Raw genomic sequence first — 20,751 nt, 5'->3', positions numbered from 1 at the left:
CTCAGCGGCCGGTCGGCGGTCCGCCCGCGCCCGGCGGCATGCCACCGGCCCCACCCTGCTGCTGCATCATCTGTTGCTGCTGCTGGATCTGGCGATAGGTGCTCATCGGGATGAATTCGAGCATCTCGACATCGAAGGCGAGCGTCGAATTGGCCGGGATGCCGGGAGGCGATTTGTCGCCATAGGCCAAGGTCGGCTTGAGCCAGATGCGATACTTCGCACCCTTGTGCATCAGCTTGAGCGCTTCGCTGAAGCCCGGCACGACGCCCGCGACGGGCATCGGGGTCGGCTGCTGCGACTTGTCGAATACCGTGCCGTCGAGCAGGCGGCCTTCATAGTTGACCAAAGCGACATCGTCGTCGGTCGGCGACGCGCCGGTCCCCGGGGTCAGTACCTGATACTGCAGACCAGACGGCGTGGTCATGACGCCCGCCGCACGCGCGTTGCGCGCCAGGAAGCTGGTCGACGGATCGACCGGCGTCTGGAACGCCAGCGCGATCGCGGCGATCACCAGCACGGCGATGCCGATCCACAGGTACACCAAAATACCCCGCTTCACGGGCTTTAGCGGGACAGCGGTGATCGACATGGTGGCTCCCGGGCGGGGGTCGTGAGGTCTTTACGGACTTGGGGCAGGCAAAGCGGGCACGACGGCCCGCTTTAACGTCTTACCGTGCGCCGTCGCGTTCCATGCGCTTGCGCTCGAGCTTGCGTGCGCGACGAACCGCAGCGGCACGCTCACGGGCGCGCTTCTCGCTCGGCTTTTCGTAATGCCGGCGCAGCTTCATCTCGCGATAGACGCCCTCGCGCTGCAGCTTCTTCTTGAGCGCGCGCAGCGCCTGGTCGACATTGTTGTCGCGTACGATGATTTGCATAAAACCGAACAGCTCCGAATCGATAGAAAAGCGCCGCCGCAAACCCACGGCCCGCGTCGCAAGGCAGGCGCCCTACACGGGAGGTGCCCAACTTTCAAGCGATCCGTCACCTTTTACGTGACTTTGGGCTCGCCCGGTCTGTAAGCGAGCGGGATGACCGCAACCCCGCTCACGCTCTATAACAGCCTCACACGCACGCCGGAGCCGTTCGTGCCGATCGATCCGGCGCTGGTGCGGGTCTACACCTGCGGACCGACGGTCTATAATTATCAGCATATCGGCAACATGCGCGCCTTCCTGTTCGCCGACACGCTCGGGCGCGTGTTGCGCTGGAAGGGGTATCCGACCAAGCATGTCATCAACATCACCGACGTCGGCCATCTGACCTCGGACGCCGATGCCGGCGACGACAAGATGGAGAAGGCCGCCGCGGCCGAGGCCAAGTCGATCTGGGAGATCGCAGCGCACTATACGCAGGCGTTCAAGGACGACGTCGCGCGGCTCAACATCGATCCGCCCGCCGAGTGGACCGTCGCGACCGAGCACATCCCGCAGATGATCGCCTTCGCGCAAGCGATCGAAAAGGACTGCTACCTGATCGAAGGCGGGCTCTATTTCGATACGACGCGCGTGCCGAACTATGGCAGCCTGGCGCGTGCGGTTTCGGACGAGGGCGAAAGCCGGATCGACCCCGTCTCGGGCAAGCGCCATCCGCAGGACTTCGCGATCTGGCGGCGCTCGCCGCCGGGCGAGCAGCGCCAGATGGAATGGGAGTCGCCGTGGGGGCCGGGCGCACCGGGCTGGCATCTCGAATGCTCGGTGATGAGCCGCCAGCATCTCGGCCATCCCTTCGACATCCACACCGGGGGAATCGACCACCGCGAGATCCACCACCCCAACGAGATCGCGCAGAACCAGGCGTTTTGCGGCTGCGACGACAGCGGCGCGCGGATCTGGATGCACAACAATTTCCTGGTGGACCGCGGCGCGAAGATGTCGAAGTCGACCGGCGATTTCCTGCGGCTGCAGACGCTGGTCGATGCCGGCGTCCATCCGCTCGCCTATCGCCTCATGTGCCTCCAGGCGCAGTATCGCAGCGAATTGGAATTCACCTGGGAGAACCTCGCCGCCGCCTTCACGCGGCTCAAGCGGCTGGTGATCGCGCGCGACGCCTTGCGCGCGCGCGATGATTACGTGCTCAAGGGCGATCCCGAGCCGTATCTCGCGCAGCTCGACGCCGCGGTAAGCGACGACCTCAACACCCCGCGTGCCCTGATCGCGCTCGACGAGATGCTCGCCGACAAGCGGCTGTCGCCCGCGACGCGACTGCGTGCGCTCGAGGATTTCGATGCGGTGCTCGGGCTCGAGCTCGTCACGCTCAAGCGTGCGGCGCTGCGGCTCCGCCCGATCGATGCGACGCTCGACGAAGCCGCGATCGATGCGCAGCTCGCGGCACGCAAGGATGCGCGTGCGGCAAAGGATTTCGCGGCATCGGATGCGATTCGCGACGCGCTCGCCGCAGCGGGCGTCGAAGTGATGGACGGCGATCCGCTAGGCTGGGACTGGAAACTCGCGCTCTGAACCCGTCGCCCCGGCGCAGGCCGGGGCCGCTTCGTAACCGCGCGCGTCGGTTCGACCAACGGGGCGGCCCCGGCCTTCGCCGGGGCGACGACGAAACGGTCCGCAAGCGGAGCGCACCGCTTCCCTTCTCGCCCGTGCGCGCTACGCTCTTGCGCTATCGAGGGCGACGGTACCTTCTCACCGCGCCTATTTGGAGCCTCGCCATGAAAGTCGTCCTGCCCGCCCTCGCCCGCGCGCTGCTCGAGCCCAAGCTTCCCGCCGGGCTCGACATCAGCTGGGTCATGACGCGCGAAGAGGCGACCGCGGCGATGGCCGATGCCGATATCGGCTGGGTCGACCTCTATCCGCACGGGCTGACCGAGGAAGCCGTCGCCGCTGGCACCGCGCTCAAATGGCTGTTCACCGCGATCGCCGGGCTCGATTCGCTCGATCTGCCGGCATTGGCGCGGCGCGGGACGATCGTCACCAACGGCACCGGGATCAACGCGATCGCGGTCGCCGAATACACCGTGCTCGGCATCCTCGCCGCGGCGAAGCGCTTCGACCAGGTGGTACGGATCGCCGACCGCCACGAATGGCCCGATTCGGCGCCCGGACGAATCGAATTGTTCGAAAGCCGCGCGCTGATCGTCGGCTATGGCGCGATCGGCACGCTCGTCGCCGAGCGGCTGCGCGCGTTCGGCGTCGCGGTGACTGGCGTCACGCGTTCGGGGCGCGACGGCACGCTGACCCCCGATGCGTGGAAAGCCCGGCTCGGCGAGTATGACTGGGTGATCCTCGCCGCCCCCTCGACCGACACGACCAAGGCGATGATCGGCGCCGAAGAGCTCGCCGCGATGAAGCCCAGCGCCTGGCTGATCAACATCGCGCGCGGCGATATGATCGAGCAGGACGCGCTGATCGCCGCGCTTACGGCAAAGACGATCGCCGGCGCCTATCTCGACACCGTCACGCCCGAGCCGCTGCCCGCCGACCATCCGCTGTGGTCGGCGCCCAACACGATTCATTCGATGCATCTGTCGGGCCGCAGCCAGACCAAGATGTTCCAGCGGGCGGCTACGCTCTTCCTGCGCAACCTCGATGCGTTCCTGGCGGGTAGGCCGATGGAAAACGTGGTCGATCTCGACGCCGGCTATTGAGGCGACAACGGCGCCCGATCCATTCGGGCGCCGTCCTGCCGATCAATAGCCGTCGTTGCGCCAATCGCGACCGCGGCCCCAGCCGCCATGTTCGAAGCGCTCGCGCTGCCAGTGGCGGCGGCGGGCCTGCTCCTGCCAGCGACGATGCTCGATCCAGCGCTGACGGGCATAGCCCCCGCCGCGATAGCCGCGATCGTCATACCGGCGGTCGCCGCGGTCGTGGTAGCCGTCCTGATACTGCGACTGGCTGTTCCAGCCATCATAGCGCTGTGCCGAGGCCGCGCCGGGGATGATCGCCAGCAGGGCCGTCAGGCCGAGCGACGCCGGAAGGATCAATTTACGAAACATGCGCGAACTCCTCGTCGGCAAGAGGCCGATTGCCATCGTCTAGCAATCGCGCGATGCGCCGAGGCTGAACGCAGGATGCAGCCAAGGTTAACGTCGCCGATCGCCAAAACAACAAACGCCCCGCCATTGCTGACGGGGCTTCGAATACACCAAGCCACGTTTTAGGGTTCGCCAGAGTCTTCGGCACCGAGCGTGGGCACGTCGAGAATCTCGACGCGCAACCTCACACGGCGCGTCTCAACAGCCGCCAAGCCCGGTGACCGCACCGAGCAGACTTGGCTTGCAGCGTTTCCGCGGGCGTTCGCTGCTCGGACGGTCGCCGTTCGAGCGCTCACCGCCCGATTCGTCGTCCATTTCGGGCATGCCGGGGAAGAAGGTCGCCGAGGTGCGGAAGCGCACGCGCGCGCTCCATTCCTGGTTCCACGGTCCGGTCGCGGGCCGCTCGGGATAGACGAAGGTCGATTCGGGACCGTAGCCGATCAGCGTGCCGAACATCATCTCGCCCGCCGCCTGCTTCACTTCGGCGGGCACGACGCAATTGGTCTGCGTCGGTGCGAGCAACGTACCATCTGAGACGAGCCGCTGCGCAATGGCCGGGCTGATCCAGTCCCACAGCGCACCACCGAATTCACGGCTGGTCGAGGACGACCACCAGACGATGTCGCCGGTATCGGTGTTGCCGCGCCGCCCGGCGTCCTTCGCCCCCATCATCCACGCGTAATAGCCCGTCGTCATCGGCACCCCGTTCCACGACAGCTGGACCGCGCCATCGGGGCCGCCCCCGGTGCGGACGTGGAGCCCCTGCAGATAATCCTGCTGGAGGTTGAATGCGATCGACGGCGCGAAGGTCGATTGGACGCGGTGGTCGCCGAGCAGCGACCCGCCCTGCGGCTGACGGCCCGAGCGCGGGTTGGGCCATTCGGCATAGCTGCGGCTGTTGGCGAGCGTCGGCCCGCGATCGACCGGAACGCGCGCGCTGAACAAATCGGGCGGCATCTGCCCCGCCGCCAGCTTCGCGAAATCGATCACGACCGGCTGGCCCGGCCGCGCATGCGCGCCGCATCCCCAGAAGATCAGCAAGCGCCCCTTGGGTCGCTCGAACGATTCGGGCACATCCTCGCGCCCGCCGGTGCGCTGTGGCGCGAGCAGCGGGACCGACGCGCCCATCGCCGCTTGCGGGAGGAAATAATGGTCGCCCTGCGCCGCGCCCGTCGCGGCAAGCGTCGATCCGAGACGCAGGCGGAGTTCATGCTGGTCGCCGCCGCGACGCCCGCCCATTCCCGCCATCATCTCGCCGATGTTCGGCCGGCCGCCGCCACCGGCCATGCCACCCATGCCGCCCATCCCGCCGATGCCCGTCATCGTCCCGACATCCATCGCATAGCGCGCCTTGGGCCCGGTGACGGTCTGGCTCGATGCGGGTCTGGTGGTTTTCGGGGCGGGCTTGCGTTGCGCCAGGACAGAACTGGCCGTCAACACCGCAGCTGCGGACGCGATCACGATCAGACGGCGCATAACGACCCCCTTCGAAACGGTCTCGAAACAATAGTCCCAAAACGGTCGTAAATCCAGCGCAGGTTTTCCTTCGGCCCACGTGCGGCCTGCCCAAAACGATTTACCCTATCAGGGAAAATCGCCCTTGCCTCTTTTACCCTGGCTGGGTAATGCGCTGTCCATGACGACGATGGCCGGCCTCAAGATCAAACGCTTCCGCGAAGAACGCAGCCTGACCCGCGCCGCGTTCGGGGCGTGGTACGGCGCGCCGGGCTCGACCGTCCAGGGATGGGAAGAGGATGGCAAGCGCGCCAGCGGCCCGGTCGTCAATCAGATCGCCGCCAACGCCATAGCCAGCCACGCCGATTGGTACGTACAGATTCGCACGGAGAATGACATGAGCAGCTGGGCCCCCGATAGCTGGACGCGCGCCGACGCGCGGCAGATGCCGACCTATCCCGACGCCGCCGCGCTCGACGCCGCGACCGACCAGCTCGCCTCCTTCCCGCCGCTCGTCTTCGCGGGCGAGGCGCGCAACCTCACCGCCGATCTCGGCCGTGTCGCCGAGGGCAAGGCGTTCCTGCTGCAGGGCGGCGACTGCGCCGAATCGTTCGCCGAGCACAGCGCGAACAACATTCGCGACACCTTCCGTGTCATCCTGCAGATGGCGGTGGTGCTCACCTTCGCCTCGAAGCTGCCGACGGTGAAGCTCGGGCGCATGGCGGGCCAGTTCGCCAAGCCGCGCTCGGCCGATACCGAGACGATCGGCGACGTGACGCTGCCATCCTATCGCGGCGACATCGTCAACGACATCGCCTTCACCCCCGAGAGCCGGCAGAACGACCCGCAGCGGATGATCCGCGCGTATTCGCAGTCGGCCGCGACGCTCAACCTGCTGCGCGCGTTCGCGACGGGCGGGTACGCGAATCTCCACCAGGTCCACCGCTGGACGCACGATTATATGGGCCGCAGCCCGTGGGCCGAGAAATACAGCCATGTCGCCGACCGGATCGGCGAGGCGCTCGACTTCATGGAAGCGTGCGGGATCAGCCCCGAAACGGTGCCGCAGCTCGCGCAGACGCAATTCTACACGAGCCACGAGGCGCTGCTGCTGCGCTACGAACAGGCGCTGACGCGGCAGGATTCGCTGACGGGCGACTGGTACGACACGTCGGCGCACTTCCTGTGGATCGGCGACCGCACGCGCTTCGAGGGTTCGGCGCATGTCGAGTATCTGCGCGGCATCGGCAATCCGATCGGGATGAAGTGCGGCCCGAGCCTCGAGCCCGACGCGCTGCTGCGGCTGCTCGACACGCTCAACCCCAACCGTGTCCCCGGGCGCATGACGCTGATCACGCGCTACGGTCACGACAAGATCGAGGCGGGGCTGCCCAAGCTGGTGCGCGCGGTGCTGCGCGAGGGTCATCCGGTGGTGTGGAGCTGCGACCCGATGCACGGCAACACCGTCAAGGCCGCGACGGGCTACAAGACGCGGCCGTTCGACCGGATCCTGGCGGAGGTGCGCGGCTTCTTCGCGGTCCACCGCGCCGAAGGCTCGATCGCGGGCGGCATCCATGCCGAGATGACGGGGCAGAATGTGACGGAGTGCACCGGCGGTGCGGTCGACGTCACCGAGCAGTCCTTGGCGGACCGCTATCATACGCATTGCGACCCACGGCTGAATGCCGGTCAGTCGCTCGAGCTCGCGTTCCTGTTGGCCGAAATGCTCAACGAGGAAATGGCCGAACGGCGGCGCGCGGCGGCCTGAGCCGCCCCGCGCCGCCCGGGATCAAAGCGCGCTGCGGCCCTGCAGCAGGCGAACCACGACGACGATCAGCGCGATGACGAGCAGCAGATGGATCAAGCCACCGCCGATATGCACGGCAAACCCGAGTGCCCAGAGAACGAGCAGAACGACGACGATAGTCCAAAGCATCGGAGAACCCCTTTATTTGCAGCCGGAAATTCAAACCGCATCTGAAACGAAAACGTCCGTCCGCGCGGCAAGTTCCGCTTCATCGGTGAATTGCCCCGGCTCGACCGCACCGTCTTGACGCCGCGTGCGCCGATGCGTATTGCGCCGTTTCGCGCAAGCGGCCCCTTCGTCTAGCGGTTAGGACGACGCCCTCTCACGGCGTAAGCACGAGTTCGATTCTCGTAGGGGTCACCAGCGCCGTATAGCGTGCCATCCACGCCACACCCTCTTCGCCCTTTTCAGCGTGTTACGGCACCGCGCTACGCTTTCGGCAGGTTGCCTGTCGTCGAAACCGTATAGCTTGGCGCCGCATCGGCATGGGGGATTGCGAGGCTCGAACCGCAGCGCTTCCGCAGCGAGATTGGCGTGATGACCGGCCTTGTCGGCTTCGGCGGCGGGATCGGCGGCTTCGCCAAGCGATGGACCGGCCGCGCCTCGCCTGGCTTCCTGATCTTTGCCGCGCTAGCGGTCCCGGCCTTGGTCGGCATCCTTGCCATCAAGACCCACTGGCGCGGCACGTGGACGGCCGCCAACGGAGCACGAATTTGATGCGCGCGATCTCGGTATCCCTTCTTTCGCTGGGAGGGCTGGTGGCGACCCCAGCTCTTGCAGACCCCCTCGTCTTCACGCCCCTGATCGACGCGCAGCTGCGCTACGAACATGTCGAACAAGCACCGCTGACCAAGGATGCCAATGCCGTCACGCTCCGGCTGCGCAGCGGCTTCGAGGCGAAGCTCAGCGACTTCAGTTTCCTCGCCGAATCCGAAGCCAATCTGGCGATCGACCCGAGCTACAATAGCGGGCTCAACGGCAAGACCGCCTTTCCCCAGGTCAGCGACCCGCAGACGATCGAACTCAACCGGCTCCAGCTGCAATATCGCGGGCTGCAGCACACGGTCGTCACCGTCGGGCGGCAAGTGATCAATCTCGACGACCAGCGCTTCGTCGGCGCGGCGGCGTGGCGCCAGAACGAGCAGACCTACGATGCGGTTCGCGTCGAATGGTCGGGCATCAAGAACCTCAAGGCCGATCTGACCTATGCCAACACCGTCAACACGATCTACGGGATCGACGGCGGCAACCGCTTCGGGCCGACGCGGCTGGGGCATATCGGCGGCGACAACGTCTTCGCCAATCTCGGCTACAAGACCCGCTTCGGCACGCTGACCGGCTTTGCCTATCTGGTCGACCAGGACCAGGCGCCGGTGTTCGTCGAATCGAGCCAGACCTATGGCGGACGCTTTGCCGGCGCCTATCCGCTGAGCAAGACGGTGACGCTCACCTACCTGGCGAGTTTCGCCTCGCAGAGCGACTATCACCGCAATCCCAACCGCTATCACGCCGACTATTATGCCGGCGAACTCGGCGTCGCGGTCACCGCGCTGACGCTGACGGGGGGCTATGAAGTGCTAGGCGCGGACCAGGGCGTGGCGGTCACCAGCTTCCAGACGCCGCTCGCCGCGCTCCACAAGTTCAACGGCTGGGCCGACAAGTTCCTCGTCACGCCGCCCAACGGCCTGCGCGATGCCTATGGGTCGGTCAGCTATGGCTGGAAGAAAGTCGCCGGGCTCGACGCGATCGCGCTGAGCGCGGCCTATCACCGCTTCGACAGCGATCGGCTCGGCCAGCATTACGGCAACGAGGTCGATGCGCAGGTCAGCGTCAAGCAGGGCCGGTACACCGCGCTCGTCAAATATGCCGATTACCGCGCCGACCGCTTCGCGACCGACACCAAGAAGTTCTGGCTTTCGCTCAACTGGGTATATTGAGACGACGACCGCGCATTTGATCGTGATCGATAACCGAAGGGCGGGCCGCCGCGCGCTATCGCATCACGATCTTCGGTGCGGCGCCCCATGGAAGCGACAACCCCACGCTCTCGCCGGGTCGAGCGCGATGACACGCTGATCCTCGCGATCGGATCGGACCCGTTCGTCATCCCGGTGCCGGGGCATGATTTGCAAGGCGTCGGCTATGTCGGCGCCATGCGCGGCGGCGGCGGCCGGGCTGTCAGCCTTCGATCACGTGTGGCACGAAGCGCGCCGTGTTGCCGGTGATCAAGCCATCCTCGCGAATCCCGATTCCCGCCGGTGTGCCGTCGACAACCCAACTGCCGATGACCGGAAACACACCGGGCGCCGTCTCGGGCAACGGGTAGAGCGCCTGATAGACGTACCCTTCATCACCATAGTCGCCGTCGCTTTGCGCGACGACCGTGCCGGCTTTGCGGATCGACACGTTCGCCCCTTCGCGCGCGAGCAGCGGCTTGGCGACGGCATCGCCGCCGGGCGCCGTCATCGTCGCCGCGAGCAGGTTCGGGTGATCGGGGAACAGGTCCCACAGCACCGTGAGAATCGCCTTGTTCGACCAGAGCATCTTCCAGATCGGCTCGATCCAGACCACCCCGTCGGCAAGGCTTGTGACCAGATGCGGCGCGAACGCTTCGTTCACCAGCCATTCCCACGGATACAGCTTGAACAGCGCGGCGATCGGCTGGTCGTCCAGATCGACGAAGCAGGCGCGGTCGCTGTCCCAGCCGAGGTCGTCGATCACGATCGCGCCGGTCTCGATCCCGGCGGCCTCGGCGGTATCGCGCAGATACGACGTCGTGATCGTATCCTCGCCGGCGCTGTCGGCGACATGGGCGAACAGCACGCCCGGCGGGAGCAGCGGCGCGATGTCGGCCCATTTCGCGGCGAGCATGTCGTGCAGGCTGGTGAACTGGTCGAGCTGCGGGAAGCATTCTTCCTTCCAGCTCCATTGCACGACGGCCACCTCGAGCAGCGACGTCGGCGTGTCGCAGTTGAACTCGAACAGCTTGGGCGGGCTCTTGCCGTCATAGCCAAGGTCGAAACGGCCATAGTTGAGCGCCGGGGGTTCGGCATTCCACGCATCGCGGATCGGCTGGTGGAAGGCGCGCGGGATGCCGAAGCGGTCGAGCAACGCCTGGTCGTCGACAATCGCCTGGCCGGCGAGCAGCAGCAAGCGGTAGAGCTCGGCGGTGCTCGCCTCGAGCTCGGCGATCTGCGCGCCGGTGAAGGCGTAATAAGCGCTTTCGAACCAGTACGGATCGCCGGCCGCGGTGTGCCAGATCAGCCCGTCCGCCTCGACCTTTGCGCGCCAGTCTGGCCGCGCGGCGATGTCGCGCCGGATCATTCGCCCGCGCCGCCATGGCCGCCACCAAAGCCCCTGGCCGACGCGCCGAAGCCGCCGCGTGAAATCGCCGTCGCACGCGTCATCGCCGCTGCCGCGGGTGCACGGAAATAGGGCGTGTTCGCGCTGCGTTGAAACGACCCGCCCCCAACGCGATCACCGTAATACGGGATCACGCTGCTGCGCGCGAGATAGTACCACAGGAAGGCGTTTGCGGCCCCGCCGCCCCCGCCGCCTGCGACACGCTGCTGCTGGCAGTTCGCGTCGGGGACACGCTGCCCGTTGCGGTCGGTACAGATCGCGGTGGCGCGTTGCGCGGTCTCGCCCCAATCGTCGTCGTTCTGCTGGCTGCACGCACCTGCAAGCAACGCCGCGGCAATCGCCGTCGTGATCCTCAAGTCGGTCTTCATCTCGATCCCCGTCCCAGTCGAACCCGGTGCGCGTGCGGACGCGTCAGCGTTGCGGCGCCCAGAACATCCGGTGGTGCCCGGGGCGATTGGTTGTTCCGCCGAACGCCCCGATGAAGATTCCGCCGCGGGCGCCTTCGGATACCGTTTTCGCCGGGGGCGATACCCGGTGGTGCGTGTGCCGGGCGCCGATCGCTGCAGGCATCCCTATCCCAAGTGCGGCAACCGCCACCAAAGCCAGCGTCTTCATGATCCCCTCCAAGCGACGGGTTCGTCGCCCCGGCGATAGGTGCGCGCATTCGCCGTTCGCGGTCAATCCGCAACACGCCCGCGCCGACACGCGCGCATCACGGCACGCGCGCCGCGCCACTTTACGGTGTCTTTATGCGAATCGATCGTCTTCCACCGCGCGCGCTAACGCCGATCCGCCGCACAGCGACCGCCTGAAAACCATAACAGGCGGGCTCCCCATGTCCTTCGACCTTATCCTCGGCGGCATCGTCGCCGTCTTAGTCCTTATCTACCTGCTCGCTGTGCTCGCACAGCCCGAGCGGTATTGAGGAGCGCGGCACCATGACGCTTGCCGGCTGGAGCATGATCCTCCTCTTCGTTGTGCTGATCGTCGCGCTGGCCAAACCGGCCGGCGCCTGGATGCACGCCCTGTATGCGCGCGAGACGCTGCCTTTGGGCTTTGTCGAACGCGGCTTTTACAAGCTCGCCGGGATCGACCCCAAGGCCGAGCAGAGCTGGGTCGGCTATGCCGCCTCGCTGATGATGTTCAACCTCGGCGGGATCGCCTTGCTGTTCGCGATCCTCAAGCTGCAGGGCGTACTGCCGATGAACCCGCAAGGCTTCACCGGCATGGAGTCGTTGCTCGCGTTCAACACCGCGGTCAGCTTCGTCACCAATACCAATTGGCAGAATTACGGTGGTGAATCCGCGCTGTCGAACCTCAGCCAGATGGCGGGGCTGACGGTGCAGAACTTCCTGTCGGCCGCGGTCGGCATTGCCGTCGCCTTCGCCTTCATCCGCGGGTTCGCGCGCAAGCAGGCGAGCGGAATCGGCAATTTCTGGGTCGATGTGACGCGCGCCACGCTCTACCTGCTGCTGCCGATCTCGATCGTGCTCGCGCTAGTGTATGTCGTGATGGGCGTGCCGCAGACCTTCGGCCCGTCGGTCGTCGCGACGACGATCGAAGGCGCCAAGCAAACGATTGCTGTCGGCCCTGTCGCCTCGCAGCTCGCGATCAAGATGCTCGGTACCAATGGCGGCGGCTTCTTCAATGCCAACTCCGCGCACCCGTTCGAGAACCCGACCGCGCTCAGCAACTTCCTCCAGATGCTGTCGATCTTCGTGCTCGGCGCGGGGCTGACGCTCACCTTCGGCAAGGCGGTCGGCAATGTCCGCCAGGGCTGGGCGATCCTCGCCGCGATGCTGCTGCTGTTCGTCGCCGGTGTCGCGGTCGCGTACGGCGCGGAAGCCGCGGGCAACCCGATCCATCACGCGCTCGGCGTCGCCGGCGGGAATATGGAGGGCAAAGAAGTCCGCTTCGGGATTGCGGCCACCGCGCTGTTCGCGGTCGTCACCACCGCCAGCTCGTGCGGCGCCGTGATCGGCATGCACGACAGCTTCACCGCGATCGGCGGGCTTGTTCCGCTGTTCAACATGCAGCTCGGCGAGCTCGTCATCGGCGGCGTCGGCTCGGGGCTTTATGCGGTGCTGATCTACTGCATCCTCGCGGTGTTCATCGCCGGACTTATGGTCGGCCGCACGCCCGAATATGTCGGCAAGAAGATCGAATCGCGCGAGATGAAGCTCGCGGTGATCGCCATCGCCGTCCCGCCGCTCGCCATCCTCGGGCTGACCGCGGTGGCGTGCGTCACCGGTGCGGGGCTTGCGGGGCCCGCCGCCAAGGGCGCGCACGGGTTCAGCGAGATCCTCTACGCCTTCACTTCGGGCGCGGCCAATAACGGCTCGGCGTTCGGTGGCCTCAGCGGCAACACGCCGTTCTACAACCTGCTGCTCGCGCTCGACATGTTCGTCGGCCGCTTCGGGGTGATCCTGCCCGTCCTCGCGATCGCCGGTGGCCTCGCCGCCAAGCGGCGCGTGCCCGAGGGCGCGGGGTCGTTCCCGACCACCGGGCTGCTGTGGATCGGCCTGCTTGCGGCGATCATCGTGATCGTCGGTGGCCTCACCTTCCTGCCCGCGCTCGCGCTCGGTCCGATCGCGGACCAGGCACAAGTCGCCGCCGGCACCTTGCTCTAAAAGGTCATAGCCCCATGGCAAACCAGAACGCTTCGCTCTTCACCGGCCCGCTGCTTGCTGCAGCGGCCCGGGATGCCGTCCTCAAGCTCGATCCGCGCAAGCTGATCAAGACCCCGGTGATGTTCGTGACGGCAATCGTCGCGAGCCTGTCGACGATCCTCCTCGTTAAGGGGCTCGTCACCGGCACTGGCCACCCGCTGTTCGAAGGCCAGTTGGTCTTCTGGCTGTGGCTGACGGTGCTGTTCGGCAACGTCGCCGAGGCGCTCGCCGAAGGCCGCGGCAAGGCGCAGGCCGCGTCGCTGCGCGCCACCAAGGCCGAACTCCGCGCCAAGAAGCTGATCGGCGTCGCGGGCGCCTGGGAGATGGTCGATGCGACCAGCCTGCAAGTCGGCGACGAAGTGCTCGTCGAAACGGGCGACCTCGTCCCCGCCGACGGCGAAGTCATCGCCGGCGTGGCCTCGGTCAACGAAGCCGCGATTACCGGCGAGAGCGCGCCGGTGATCCGCGAGGGCGGCGGCGACCGCTCCGCCGTCACCGCGGGGACGCGCGTGATTGCCGATGCGATCACGGTTCGCGTGACCGCAGGCGCTGGCCAGGGCTTTCTCGATCGCATGATCGCTCTCGTCGAGGGTGCGCAGCGCCAGAAGACGCCGAACGAGATCGCGCTGACGATCCTGCTCGCCGGGCTCACGCTGATCTTCCTGATCGCGGTCGGCACCTTGCCGGCGTTCGCCTCCTATGCCGGCGGGATACTCGCCATTCCGGTGCTCGTTGCCTTGTTCGTCACGCTGATCCCGACGACGATCTCGGCCTTGCTTTCGGCGATCGGCATCGCAGGCATGGACCGCCTCGTCCGCTTCAACGTGCTCGCCAAGTCGGGCCGCGCGGTGGAAGCAGCGGGCGACATCGACACGCTGCTGCTCGACAAGACGGGCACGATCACGATCGGCGATCGCCAGGCGACCGCCTTTCTGCCCGTCCCCGGCGTCACCGTTGCAGAACTCACCGCCGCCGCCCGCCTCGCCAGCCTGTCGGACGAAACGCCCGAGGGTCGCTCGATCGTCGTGCTCGCCAACCAGGACGGCAGCGCCGCCGTTGCGATGCCGGCGGGTGCCGAGGAGATCAAATTCACCTCGCAGACGCGCGTTTCGGGTCTCCAGATCGGCGACCGCGCGCTCGTCAAGGGCGCGGTCGATGCGATCCTCAAGCGGCTTCCCGACGCGCCCAATGCCGACGCGCTTCGGAAAATCGCCGACGAGATCGCGCGCGGCGGCGCCACCCCGCTCGCGGTCGCCGATGGCAATCGCCTGCTCGGCGTCGTCCAGCTTAAGGATATCGTCAAGGCGGGGATCCGCGAGCGCTTCGGCGAGCTCCGCCGGATGGGGATCCGCACCGTGATGATCACCGGCGACAACCCGCTCACCGCCGCGAGCATCGCCGCCGAAAGCGGGGTCGACGATTTCCTCGCCGAGGCGACGCCCGAGGACAAGCTCGCGCTGATCCGCAAGGAGCAGGAAGGCGGCAAGCTCGTCGCAATGTGCGGTGACGGCACCAACGACGCCCCTGCCCTTGCGCAGTCCGACGTCGGCGTCGCGATGAACACCGGCACGCAGGCGGCGCGCGAAGCGGGCAACATGGTCGACCTCGACAGCGATCCGACCAAGCTGATCGAGATCGTCGGGCTCGGCAAGCAGCTCCTGATGACGCGCGGCGCCCTGACCACCTTCTCGATCTCGAACGACGTCGCCAAATATTTCGCGATCCTGCCGGCGATCTTCGTCGCGCTCTATCCGGGCTTGGGCGGGCTGAACGTGATGCGGCTCGCTAGCCCCGAGAGCGCGATCCTGTCGGCGATCATCTTCAACGCGCTGATCATCCCGGCTTTGGTGCCGCTCGCGCTCAAGGGCGTGAAGTATCGCCCGGCCCCGGCCGGCACGCTGCTCGCGCGCAACCTCGCCATTTACGGCGTCGGCGGGCTGATCGCGCCGTTCATCGGCATCAAGGCGATCGACCTCGTCGTCGCCGCTTTGCACCTTGCTTGAGGATCCCCAGATGTTGACCGAAACGCTTCGCGCGCTGCGCCCCGCCGCCGTCCTGCTGCTGCTGATGACGCTCGTCCTCGGCCTGCTCTACCCCGCCGCGATCACCGGCGTCGCGCAGGTCGCGCTGCCGGTGCAGGCCAATGGCAGTTTGCTGAGCGATGTTCACGGTCAGCCGATCGGCTCCGCGCTCATCGCGCAGAATTTCACGGGGCCGACCTATTTCCATCCGCGTCCCTCGGCCGCCGGCAAAGATGGCTACGATGCGAGTTCGTCGGCCGCGACCAACCTCGCGCCGGGTTCGAAGGACTTGCGCGATGCCATCGCCAAGCGCGTTTCGAGCGCGCGGGCGGAAGGGATGACCGGGGATCTCCCCGCCGATCTGGTCACCACGAGCGCCTCGGGACTCGATCCCGATCTCAGCCCCGAGGCGGCGTTGCTGCAAGCCCCGCGTGTCGCCAAGGCACGCGGCCTCGCTCTCTCCAAGGTCAGGTCGCTGATCGAAGCACAGACAGATACGCCGGTGCTCGGCATCATCGGCGAGCCCCACGTCAATGTCCTGCTGCTCAATCGACAGCTCGCTACGCTTTCCGCTACCACGCCGGGTCAATGACCCTGACGCGCGTCCCCTCCTACCGTCACCCCGGGCTCGTCCCGGGGTCCACCGTGCCGCGCGCTGACCGGCTTCAGCGTGTGCGGGCCGGTGGGCCCCGGAACACGTCCGGGGTGACGGAAGTGGCCGCGCGATGACCGACACCCGCCCCTCCCCCGACGCGCTGCTGAAAGCCGCCCGCCGCGAGGGACGTGGCCGCCTCAAGATCTTCCTCGGCGCAGCACCCGGCGTCGGCAAGACCTTCGAGATGCTGCGCGAGGGCGCCGAACTGCTGCGCAGCGGCACCGACGTCGTCGCCGGCGTGATCGAGACGCACGGCCGCGCCGACACCGACCGGCTCACCGCCCCGTTCGAGATCCTGCCGCGCGCAAAGATTGTCCACGGCGCGCACACCCTAGAAGAATTCGATCTCGACGCGATGCTCGCGCGGCACCCCAAGGTCGCGCTGATCGACGAATTCGCGCACACCAATGCGCCGGGTAGCCGCCATCCCAAGCGTTGGCAGGACATCGAGGAACTGCGCGAGGCCGGGATCGACGTGCTCAGCACGCTCAACATCCAGCATGTCGAGAGCCTCAACGACGTCGTCGCCGGCTTCACCCGCGTCCGCGTGCGCGAGACGGTGCCCGATGCGGTGCTCGACGATGCCGAGATCGAAGTCGTCGACGTCCCCCCCGACGAGCTGATCGCGCGGCTGAAGGAGGGCAAGGTCTATATCCCGGCCGAGGCGACGCGCGCGCTCGGCCATTTCTTTTCCAAGTCGAACCTGTCCGCCCTGCGCGAACTCGCGCTGCGCCGCGCCGCGCAGACCGTCGACCGACATCTGCTCGACCATGTCGCGAGTCTCGGCGAGAGCGGCACCTGGGCGGGCGGCGAGCGGCTCGTCGTCGCGGTCGGCGACCAGCCGGGGAGCGACGTGCTGATCCGCTCGGCCAAGCGGCTCGCCGATGCGCTGCACGCGAGCTGGACCGCGGTGGTGGTCGAGACGCCGCGCTCCGCCACGCTCTCGGCCCCCGCCCGCGCGCGGATGGCCGCTGCGCTCGACCTCGCCACCGGGCTCGGCGCGACGATCGCGACGGTGCCGGCGGGCAACGTACTCGAAGGGCTCTGCGCGCATATCCGCGAGGCACGCGCGACCGCGGTAGTGATCGGCAAGTCGCGGCGCTCGTGGTGGTTCGAGCTGCGTCACGGCTCGGTGGTCGACCGGCTGGTGCGCGCGCTCGATGGCGTCGCGATCCACGTCGTACCGGTGGCCGAAGCCAGCGAGACGCGCCGCGAAACGCCGACGACGCGTCCGATCCTGGCGCGCGGCAGCGCGATCGGCCTCGCCTTCGTCGCCGCGAGCACCGCGCTGTCGCAGTTGCTGCTGCCGGTGGTCGGGGCCGATGCGATCGACTTGCTCTACCTGCTCCCGGTGATCGCCACCGCGACGCTCTACGGCCTGCGCTCGTCGCTGATCGCGAGCGTCGGGGCGGCGCTGGCGTACAATTTCTTCTTCCTGCCGCCGCTCTACACGCTGACGATCACCGATCCGCACAATGTCGTCACGCTCACGGTGTTCGTGATCGTCGCGGTGGTGGCGAGCCAGCTGGCGGGACAGGTGCGGCGCGAGGCCAATGTCGGCGCACGCACCGCGACCGAGAATGCCGCGCTCGCCGCGTTCGGCCAGCGCCTTGCCGGCGTCTCCGACGAGAACGGCACCGCGACCGCGACCTGCGAGGAGATCGCCGCGTTGCTCGGCGTCTCGACGATCCTGCTCGCCAACCGCGACGGCCGCCATGTCGCGATCGCCGCCGCGCCGTCGATGGTCGAGCTGAGCCCGATCGATACCGCCGCCGCCGAATGGGCGTTCGACCGCGGCGAGGTCACCGGGCGCGACAGCGGCACGCTCACCGCGAGCGAGTGGCAGTTCCATCCGCTCAAGACCGCTTTGGGCGTGCTCGGCGTGCTCGGCGTGGCACGCGAAGGCGGCGACCCGATCCCGGCGGACAAGCGCGTGCTGTTCTCGACCTTGGTCGGTCAGGCCGCGCTGGCACACGAGCGGCTCCAGCTCGAGGCGCAGGCGCGCGAGGTCAATGCGCTCAAGCAACGCGACGATCTGCGCGCGACCCTGCTGTCGTCGATCGGACACGATCTCAAGACGCCGCTCACCGCAGTCGTCGCCGCAGCAGACGAACTCGCGGTCGCGCACGGCACCTCCCCCGCCACCGCCACGCTCAAGAGCGAGGCGCGGCGGTTGCGGCGCGTGTTCGACGATCTGGTCGAGATGACGCGGATCGAGGCGGGCGCGCTCGTCGTCAAGCGCGAGGCGACCGACCTGACCGATGCCGTCGCCGCCGCCGCGCGCGATTTGCGCGCCGAGCTGGCGCGGCACCGGCTGGTGCTCGACGTGCCGCCGACGCTCCCGTTGGTCGAGGCCGATCCGCGGATGCTGCATCACGTGCTGATCAACCTGCTCGGCAACGCCGCCAAGTTCGCCCCCGCCGATACCGACATCGTGATCGAGGGCCGCCGCACGCCCGACGGGCTGACGCTCGGCGTGCTCGATCAGGGGCCCGGCCTGCCGGTCGGCAGCGAAGCGCATCTGTTCGACCGCTTCACCCGCGTCGACGGCAATGATCGGACCGGCGGCACCGGGCTCGGCCTCGCGATCGTCCAGGGCTTTGCGCAGGCGATGGGATTGCGCGTCAGCGCCGCCAACCGCGACGACGAGGGTTCGGCGTTCGTCGTCACCTGGCCGAATGCCCTGATCCGGCGCACGACATCGGAATGAGGCCCATGAGACGACAGGTGATCGCGGTGCGGCTCCCATGACCGGCCAGATTTTGATCGTCGACGACGAAGCGGCGATCCGCCGACTGGTGCGCGGCGCTATCGAGCGCGGCGGGCTGAGCGCGGAAGAGGCCGCCAACGCCGCCGAGGCGCTCACCTGTGCGCGGCGCCCGGGCTGCGAGCTCGTCCTGCTCGACCTAGGGCTTCCCGATCGCGACGGAATCGAACTCATCCCCCATCTCAAGGCGCTCGAGCGTACCGTCATCGTCCTCACCGCGCGCGACGCGATCACCGAGAAGGTCGCGGCGCTCGATCTGGGTGCCGACGACTATGTGGTAAAGCCGTTCGACACCGACGAACTGCTCGCCCGCGTCCGCGTCGCGCTGCGCCGGCACACTGTGTCCGCGGTCGGTCAGAACCGTCTCCGTGCGGGGCCAGTCGAGATCGACCTTGCCGCGCACCAGGTCTGGCGCGACGGCGCGCCGGTCAAACTGACGCGCAAGGAGTTTGCGCTGCTTGCCGAACTCGCGCGCCATGCCGGCAAGCTTCTGACGCACACGCATCTGCTGCGTCGCGTGTGGGGCGACGGACATGTCGAGGATGTCGCCTATCTCAGGGTCGCGATCCGCGCGCTCAGGCTAAAACTCGAAGCCGATCCCGCAGCACCCAGCTTCCTCCTGAACGAGCCGGGGATCGGCTATCGCTTGATTGCGTAAAGTGCGCGGGGCGGCAGCCTGGAGCTGGCCGCCCCGCGCCCGAGCGTCAGAACAGGAAGCCGGTTTCGAGCAAGCCGCGAACTTGATCGCGCCGATTGGCATCGGCCCCGAAGCCCAAACCGGGTTCAAGCTTGCCGATCCGGGTATAGGAGACTTCGCCCCGCGCGAAGAAGATGCCCTTTTGATAGGTCGGCGTGAAGGTCGCCGACCAGGCATCGCTGTGCGGCCCGTAAAGCAGGTTGGTCGGCACACAGGCACTCGCCAGTCCGCAATCCTTTCCCGAAGACTTCAGATATTCGCCGCGCGCGGCCAGCGAGAAGCCCTTGGGTAGGGTATATTTGGCGAGCAGGGCGCCCCCGAACGTCGCTGCCGAGCGGTTGAGGCCCAAAACGTCGTCGCGCTCGACTCGGTTGTACTGCAGATAGGGGGTCAGGGTGAGCGGCCCCTTGCTGTATGTGTAGATGATATTGAATATGCTGCCGTTGTTTTGCGCCAGCGGCGTTGCATAAGACGCGTGCCGCGACCGCGAAACGCTGCCCGCGCCGATCAGCGTAAGCGTGTTCGAGCCGTCGAACGCATAGGCCACAGTTCCCGAGACCCAGTTGAACTTGCCCGAATAGTAACCGTCGTTGAGTGAGACCGCCGCGCTCAGCTTGCCATGCGCGTAATTGACTTGCGCACCGCGGCTGATCGAGGGTTCCTGGTTCCAGAGAAGTCCGCGCTCGACGTTCATGTTCTGGAAGGTGAAGGTCGATTCCGCACCCACCATGGTCGGCAACAGGCCCGCGGTGATCGACAGATCCTTGCTGAGCACGGCCTTGGCATAGGCCACGGGAACGGGACCGAAGAGCAGGTCCTGCGCCTTGCCCGACCGAAGGTACGACGTGCCGAGCGCGGGCAGCGAATAGGCGCCGGCCTGTACGTAGAGCTGGAGCGGACCGGTGGTGGTCTGGATCTCGACCTGCGCGTTCGGAATGTCGGCCGCCGTATCCGACGCCACGGTGCCGGCCGCATTCGTCACATGGCTTTGCGCGATCGCCAGACCGCTGACTTGGCCGGTGACCGTCACGTCGCCAAAGGGTCCAGCATTCACCGCGATCGGATGCGGATTAGGGGCGAGCGGCCCGGAGAAGCCGGGCGACGCCGCCGGATCGGCGAAGGCGGCAGACGACGCGAAAAGCAGCGCGCCACCGCCGACCAGCGCGAGACGGCGCGGACCGAGCGCGCCGCGAGCCCGCGTCGCTAGTATACAAAAACGCACGTGGAGAATCCTTTTCCGGGGTCGATGCCCAGCGCGGTATCGATCCCGCCGTAAAGATTCCCGAGGGAAGTCAGCCGCTTTCCATAAAGAACGCGTATACCGTCGCGCGACCG

19 protein-coding genes, 1 tRNA gene and 1 pseudogene are annotated in these 20,751 nt (G+C 67.2%); 12 read left to right on the top strand and 9 right to left on the bottom strand.

Annotated elements, in window-relative coordinates; translation table 11 throughout:
• Position 1: 1 nt before the first annotated feature.
• Entirely contained in the window at positions 2–589 is a 588-nt protein-coding gene (locus tag ABIB28_RS16775) for an FKBP-type peptidyl-prolyl cis-trans isomerase (protein ID WP_133191823.1), read from the bottom strand.
• Between the two features lie 79 nt (positions 590–668).
• Positions 669–875 (bottom strand): 30S ribosomal protein S21, encoded by a 207-nt coding sequence (gene rpsU / locus ABIB28_RS16770; protein ID WP_010162663.1) that lies wholly within the window; start codon positions 873–875, stop codon positions 669–671.
• 153 nt (positions 876–1,028) lie between these two features.
• Between rpsU and cysS the strand changes: the two genes are divergently transcribed.
• Complete coding sequence (gene cysS / locus ABIB28_RS16765; protein WP_354289221.1) at positions 1,029–2,456, top strand: cysteine--tRNA ligase; 1,428 nt, start codon at positions 1,029–1,031, stop codon at positions 2,454–2,456.
• Positions 2,457–2,659: 203 nt separating this feature from the next.
• On the top strand, positions 2,660–3,595 hold the full coding sequence (locus ABIB28_RS16760) for a D-2-hydroxyacid dehydrogenase (protein WP_354289220.1): 936 nt from the start codon (positions 2,660–2,662) through the stop codon (positions 3,593–3,595).
• A 42-nt stretch (positions 3,596–3,637) separates the two neighbouring features.
• Here the strand turns inward: ABIB28_RS16760 and ABIB28_RS16755 are convergent, their stop codons facing one another.
• On the bottom strand, positions 3,638–3,943 hold the full coding sequence (locus ABIB28_RS16755) for a hypothetical protein (RefSeq protein ID WP_354289219.1): 306 nt from the start codon (positions 3,941–3,943) through the stop codon (positions 3,638–3,640).
• Positions 3,944–4,180: 237 nt separating this feature from the next.
• Positions 4,181–5,458, bottom strand: a complete 1,278-nt coding sequence (locus ABIB28_RS16750) for a hypothetical protein (RefSeq protein ID WP_354289218.1) — start codon at positions 5,456–5,458, stop codon at positions 4,181–4,183.
• Positions 5,459–5,618: 160 nt separating this feature from the next.
• Between ABIB28_RS16750 and ABIB28_RS16745 the strand changes: the two genes are divergently transcribed.
• Positions 5,619–7,205 (top strand): class II 3-deoxy-7-phosphoheptulonate synthase, encoded by a 1,587-nt coding sequence (locus ABIB28_RS16745; protein ID WP_133191818.1) that lies wholly within the window; start codon positions 5,619–5,621, stop codon positions 7,203–7,205.
• A 21-nt stretch (positions 7,206–7,226) separates the two neighbouring features.
• Here the strand turns inward: ABIB28_RS16745 and ABIB28_RS16740 are convergent, their stop codons facing one another.
• Positions 7,227–7,373, bottom strand: a complete 147-nt coding sequence (locus tag ABIB28_RS16740) for a lmo0937 family membrane protein (protein ID WP_010407531.1) — start codon at positions 7,371–7,373, stop codon at positions 7,227–7,229.
• A gap of 159 nt (positions 7,374–7,532) precedes the next feature.
• Between ABIB28_RS16740 and ABIB28_RS16735 the strand changes: the two genes are divergently transcribed.
• From ABIB28_RS16735 to ABIB28_RS16725, 3 genes and pseudogenes are all read left to right on the top strand, one after another.
• Positions 7,533–7,607: transfer RNA gene (locus ABIB28_RS16735), tRNA-Glu, on the top strand.
• A gap of 129 nt (positions 7,608–7,736) precedes the next feature.
• Positions 7,737–7,961 (top strand): annotated as a pseudogene (locus tag ABIB28_RS16730) (MFS transporter); the annotation flags it as partial.
• Positions 7,961–9,181, top strand: coding sequence for an alginate export family protein (locus ABIB28_RS16725; RefSeq protein WP_189675996.1), 1,221 nt, complete (start codon positions 7,961–7,963; stop codon positions 9,179–9,181). The pseudogene ABIB28_RS16730 and the gene ABIB28_RS16725, both read left to right, overlap by 1 nt.
• A 241-nt stretch (positions 9,182–9,422) precedes the next feature.
• On the opposite strand, the gene ABIB28_RS16720 is transcribed toward ABIB28_RS16725, so the two are convergent.
• From ABIB28_RS16720 to ABIB28_RS16710, 3 genes are read right to left on the bottom strand one after another with little or no spacing between them, the layout of a single operon-like run.
• Entirely contained in the window at positions 9,423–10,568 is a 1,146-nt protein-coding gene (locus ABIB28_RS16720; RefSeq protein WP_354289217.1) for a glutathionylspermidine synthase family protein, read from the bottom strand.
• Complete coding sequence (locus tag ABIB28_RS16715; protein WP_189675998.1) at positions 10,565–10,975, bottom strand: hypothetical protein; 411 nt, start codon at positions 10,973–10,975, stop codon at positions 10,565–10,567. The genes ABIB28_RS16720 and ABIB28_RS16715 overlap by 4 nt, the downstream gene beginning before the upstream one ends.
• A gap of 43 nt (positions 10,976–11,018) precedes the next feature.
• Positions 11,019–11,222 (bottom strand): hypothetical protein, encoded by a 204-nt coding sequence (locus ABIB28_RS16710; protein WP_189675999.1) that lies wholly within the window; start codon positions 11,220–11,222, stop codon positions 11,019–11,021.
• Positions 11,223–11,442: 220 nt separating this feature from the next.
• On the opposite strand from ABIB28_RS16710, the gene ABIB28_RS16705 reads away from it, so the two are divergent.
• The 6 genes from ABIB28_RS16705 to ABIB28_RS16680 all read left to right on the top strand — a co-directional run bounded on the left by ABIB28_RS16705 (position 11,443) and on the right by ABIB28_RS16680 (position 19,377).
• The gene (locus ABIB28_RS16705) at positions 11,443–11,532 is read left to right on the top strand and encodes a potassium-transporting ATPase subunit F (RefSeq protein WP_081476845.1); all 90 of its coding nucleotides are present in this window, start codon (positions 11,443–11,445) and stop codon (positions 11,530–11,532) included.
• 13 nt (positions 11,533–11,545) lie between these two features.
• Complete coding sequence (kdpA, locus tag ABIB28_RS16700; protein WP_354289216.1) at positions 11,546–13,237, top strand: potassium-transporting ATPase subunit KdpA; 1,692 nt, start codon at positions 11,546–11,548, stop codon at positions 13,235–13,237.
• A gap of 14 nt (positions 13,238–13,251) precedes the next feature.
• Positions 13,252–15,279: a potassium-transporting ATPase subunit KdpB gene (gene kdpB, locus ABIB28_RS16695; protein ID WP_354289215.1), complete on the top strand. Its 2,028-nt coding sequence runs from the start codon at positions 13,252–13,254 to the stop codon at positions 15,277–15,279.
• Positions 15,280–15,289: 10 nt separating this feature from the next.
• Positions 15,290–15,889: a potassium-transporting ATPase subunit KdpC gene (gene kdpC / locus ABIB28_RS16690; RefSeq protein ID WP_354289214.1), complete on the top strand. Its 600-nt coding sequence runs from the start codon at positions 15,290–15,292 to the stop codon at positions 15,887–15,889.
• A gap of 133 nt (positions 15,890–16,022) precedes the next feature.
• Complete coding sequence (locus tag ABIB28_RS16685; protein ID WP_354289213.1) at positions 16,023–18,662, top strand: DUF4118 domain-containing protein; 2,640 nt, start codon at positions 16,023–16,025, stop codon at positions 18,660–18,662.
• A gap of 37 nt (positions 18,663–18,699) precedes the next feature.
• Positions 18,700–19,377 carry a response regulator gene (locus ABIB28_RS16680; RefSeq protein ID WP_133191807.1) on the top strand — a complete coding sequence of 226 codons (678 nt, stop codon included), beginning with the start codon at positions 18,700–18,702 and terminating at the stop codon, positions 19,375–19,377.
• A 46-nt stretch (positions 19,378–19,423) separates the two neighbouring features.
• Here the strand turns inward: ABIB28_RS16680 and ABIB28_RS16675 are convergent, their stop codons facing one another.
• Positions 19,424–20,638, bottom strand: coding sequence for an outer membrane beta-barrel protein (locus ABIB28_RS16675; RefSeq protein WP_354289212.1), 1,215 nt, complete (start codon positions 20,636–20,638; stop codon positions 19,424–19,426).
• Positions 20,639–20,751 lie beyond the last annotated feature (113 nt).

Source organism: Sphingomonas sp. UYEF23 (assembly GCF_040546165.1).
Lineage (GTDB): Bacteria > Pseudomonadota > Alphaproteobacteria > Sphingomonadales > Sphingomonadaceae > Sphingomonas > Sphingomonas glacialis.
Note: the sequence above shows the minus strand (reverse complement) of the source record. Positions and strands in the feature narration are given on the sequence as shown.

Coding starts and splice junctions, on each gene's coding strand:
- ABIB28_RS16755 (WP_354289219.1), bottom strand. CDS start 3,943: ATGTTTCGTAAATTGATCCTTCCGGCGTCGCTCGGCCTGACGGCCCTG.
- ABIB28_RS16685 (WP_354289213.1), top strand. CDS start 16,023: ATGACCGACACCCGCCCCTCCCCCGACGCGCTGCTGAAAGCCGCCCGC.
- ABIB28_RS16720 (WP_354289217.1), bottom strand. CDS start 10,568: ATGATCCGGCGCGACATCGCCGCGCGGCCAGACTGGCGCGCAAAGGTC.
- ABIB28_RS16705 (WP_081476845.1), top strand. CDS start 11,443: ATGTCCTTCGACCTTATCCTCGGCGGCATCGTCGCCGTCTTAGTCCTT.
- ABIB28_RS16710 (WP_189675999.1), bottom strand. CDS start 11,222: ATGAAGACGCTGGCTTTGGTGGCGGTTGCCGCACTTGGGATAGGGATG.
- ABIB28_RS16680 (WP_133191807.1), top strand. CDS start 18,700: ATGACCGGCCAGATTTTGATCGTCGACGACGAAGCGGCGATCCGCCGA.
- ABIB28_RS16775 (WP_133191823.1), bottom strand. CDS start 589: ATGTCGATCACCGCTGTCCCGCTAAAGCCCGTGAAGCGGGGTATTTTG.
- ABIB28_RS16725 (WP_189675996.1), top strand. CDS start 7,961: ATGCGCGCGATCTCGGTATCCCTTCTTTCGCTGGGAGGGCTGGTGGCG.
- kdpA (WP_354289216.1), top strand. CDS start 11,546: ATGACGCTTGCCGGCTGGAGCATGATCCTCCTCTTCGTTGTGCTGATC.
- cysS (WP_354289221.1), top strand. CDS start 1,029: ATGACCGCAACCCCGCTCACGCTCTATAACAGCCTCACACGCACGCCG.
- kdpB (WP_354289215.1), top strand. CDS start 13,252: ATGGCAAACCAGAACGCTTCGCTCTTCACCGGCCCGCTGCTTGCTGCA.
- kdpC (WP_354289214.1), top strand. CDS start 15,290: ATGTTGACCGAAACGCTTCGCGCGCTGCGCCCCGCCGCCGTCCTGCTG.
- ABIB28_RS16745 (WP_133191818.1), top strand. CDS start 5,619: ATGACGACGATGGCCGGCCTCAAGATCAAACGCTTCCGCGAAGAACGC.
- ABIB28_RS16715 (WP_189675998.1), bottom strand. CDS start 10,975: ATGAAGACCGACTTGAGGATCACGACGGCGATTGCCGCGGCGTTGCTT.
- rpsU (WP_010162663.1), bottom strand. CDS start 875: ATGCAAATCATCGTACGCGACAACAATGTCGACCAGGCGCTGCGCGCG.
- ABIB28_RS16740 (WP_010407531.1), bottom strand. CDS start 7,373: ATGCTTTGGACTATCGTCGTCGTTCTGCTCGTTCTCTGGGCACTCGGG.
- ABIB28_RS16760 (WP_354289220.1), top strand. CDS start 2,660: ATGAAAGTCGTCCTGCCCGCCCTCGCCCGCGCGCTGCTCGAGCCCAAG.
- ABIB28_RS16750 (WP_354289218.1), bottom strand. CDS start 5,458: ATGCGCCGTCTGATCGTGATCGCGTCCGCAGCTGCGGTGTTGACGGCC.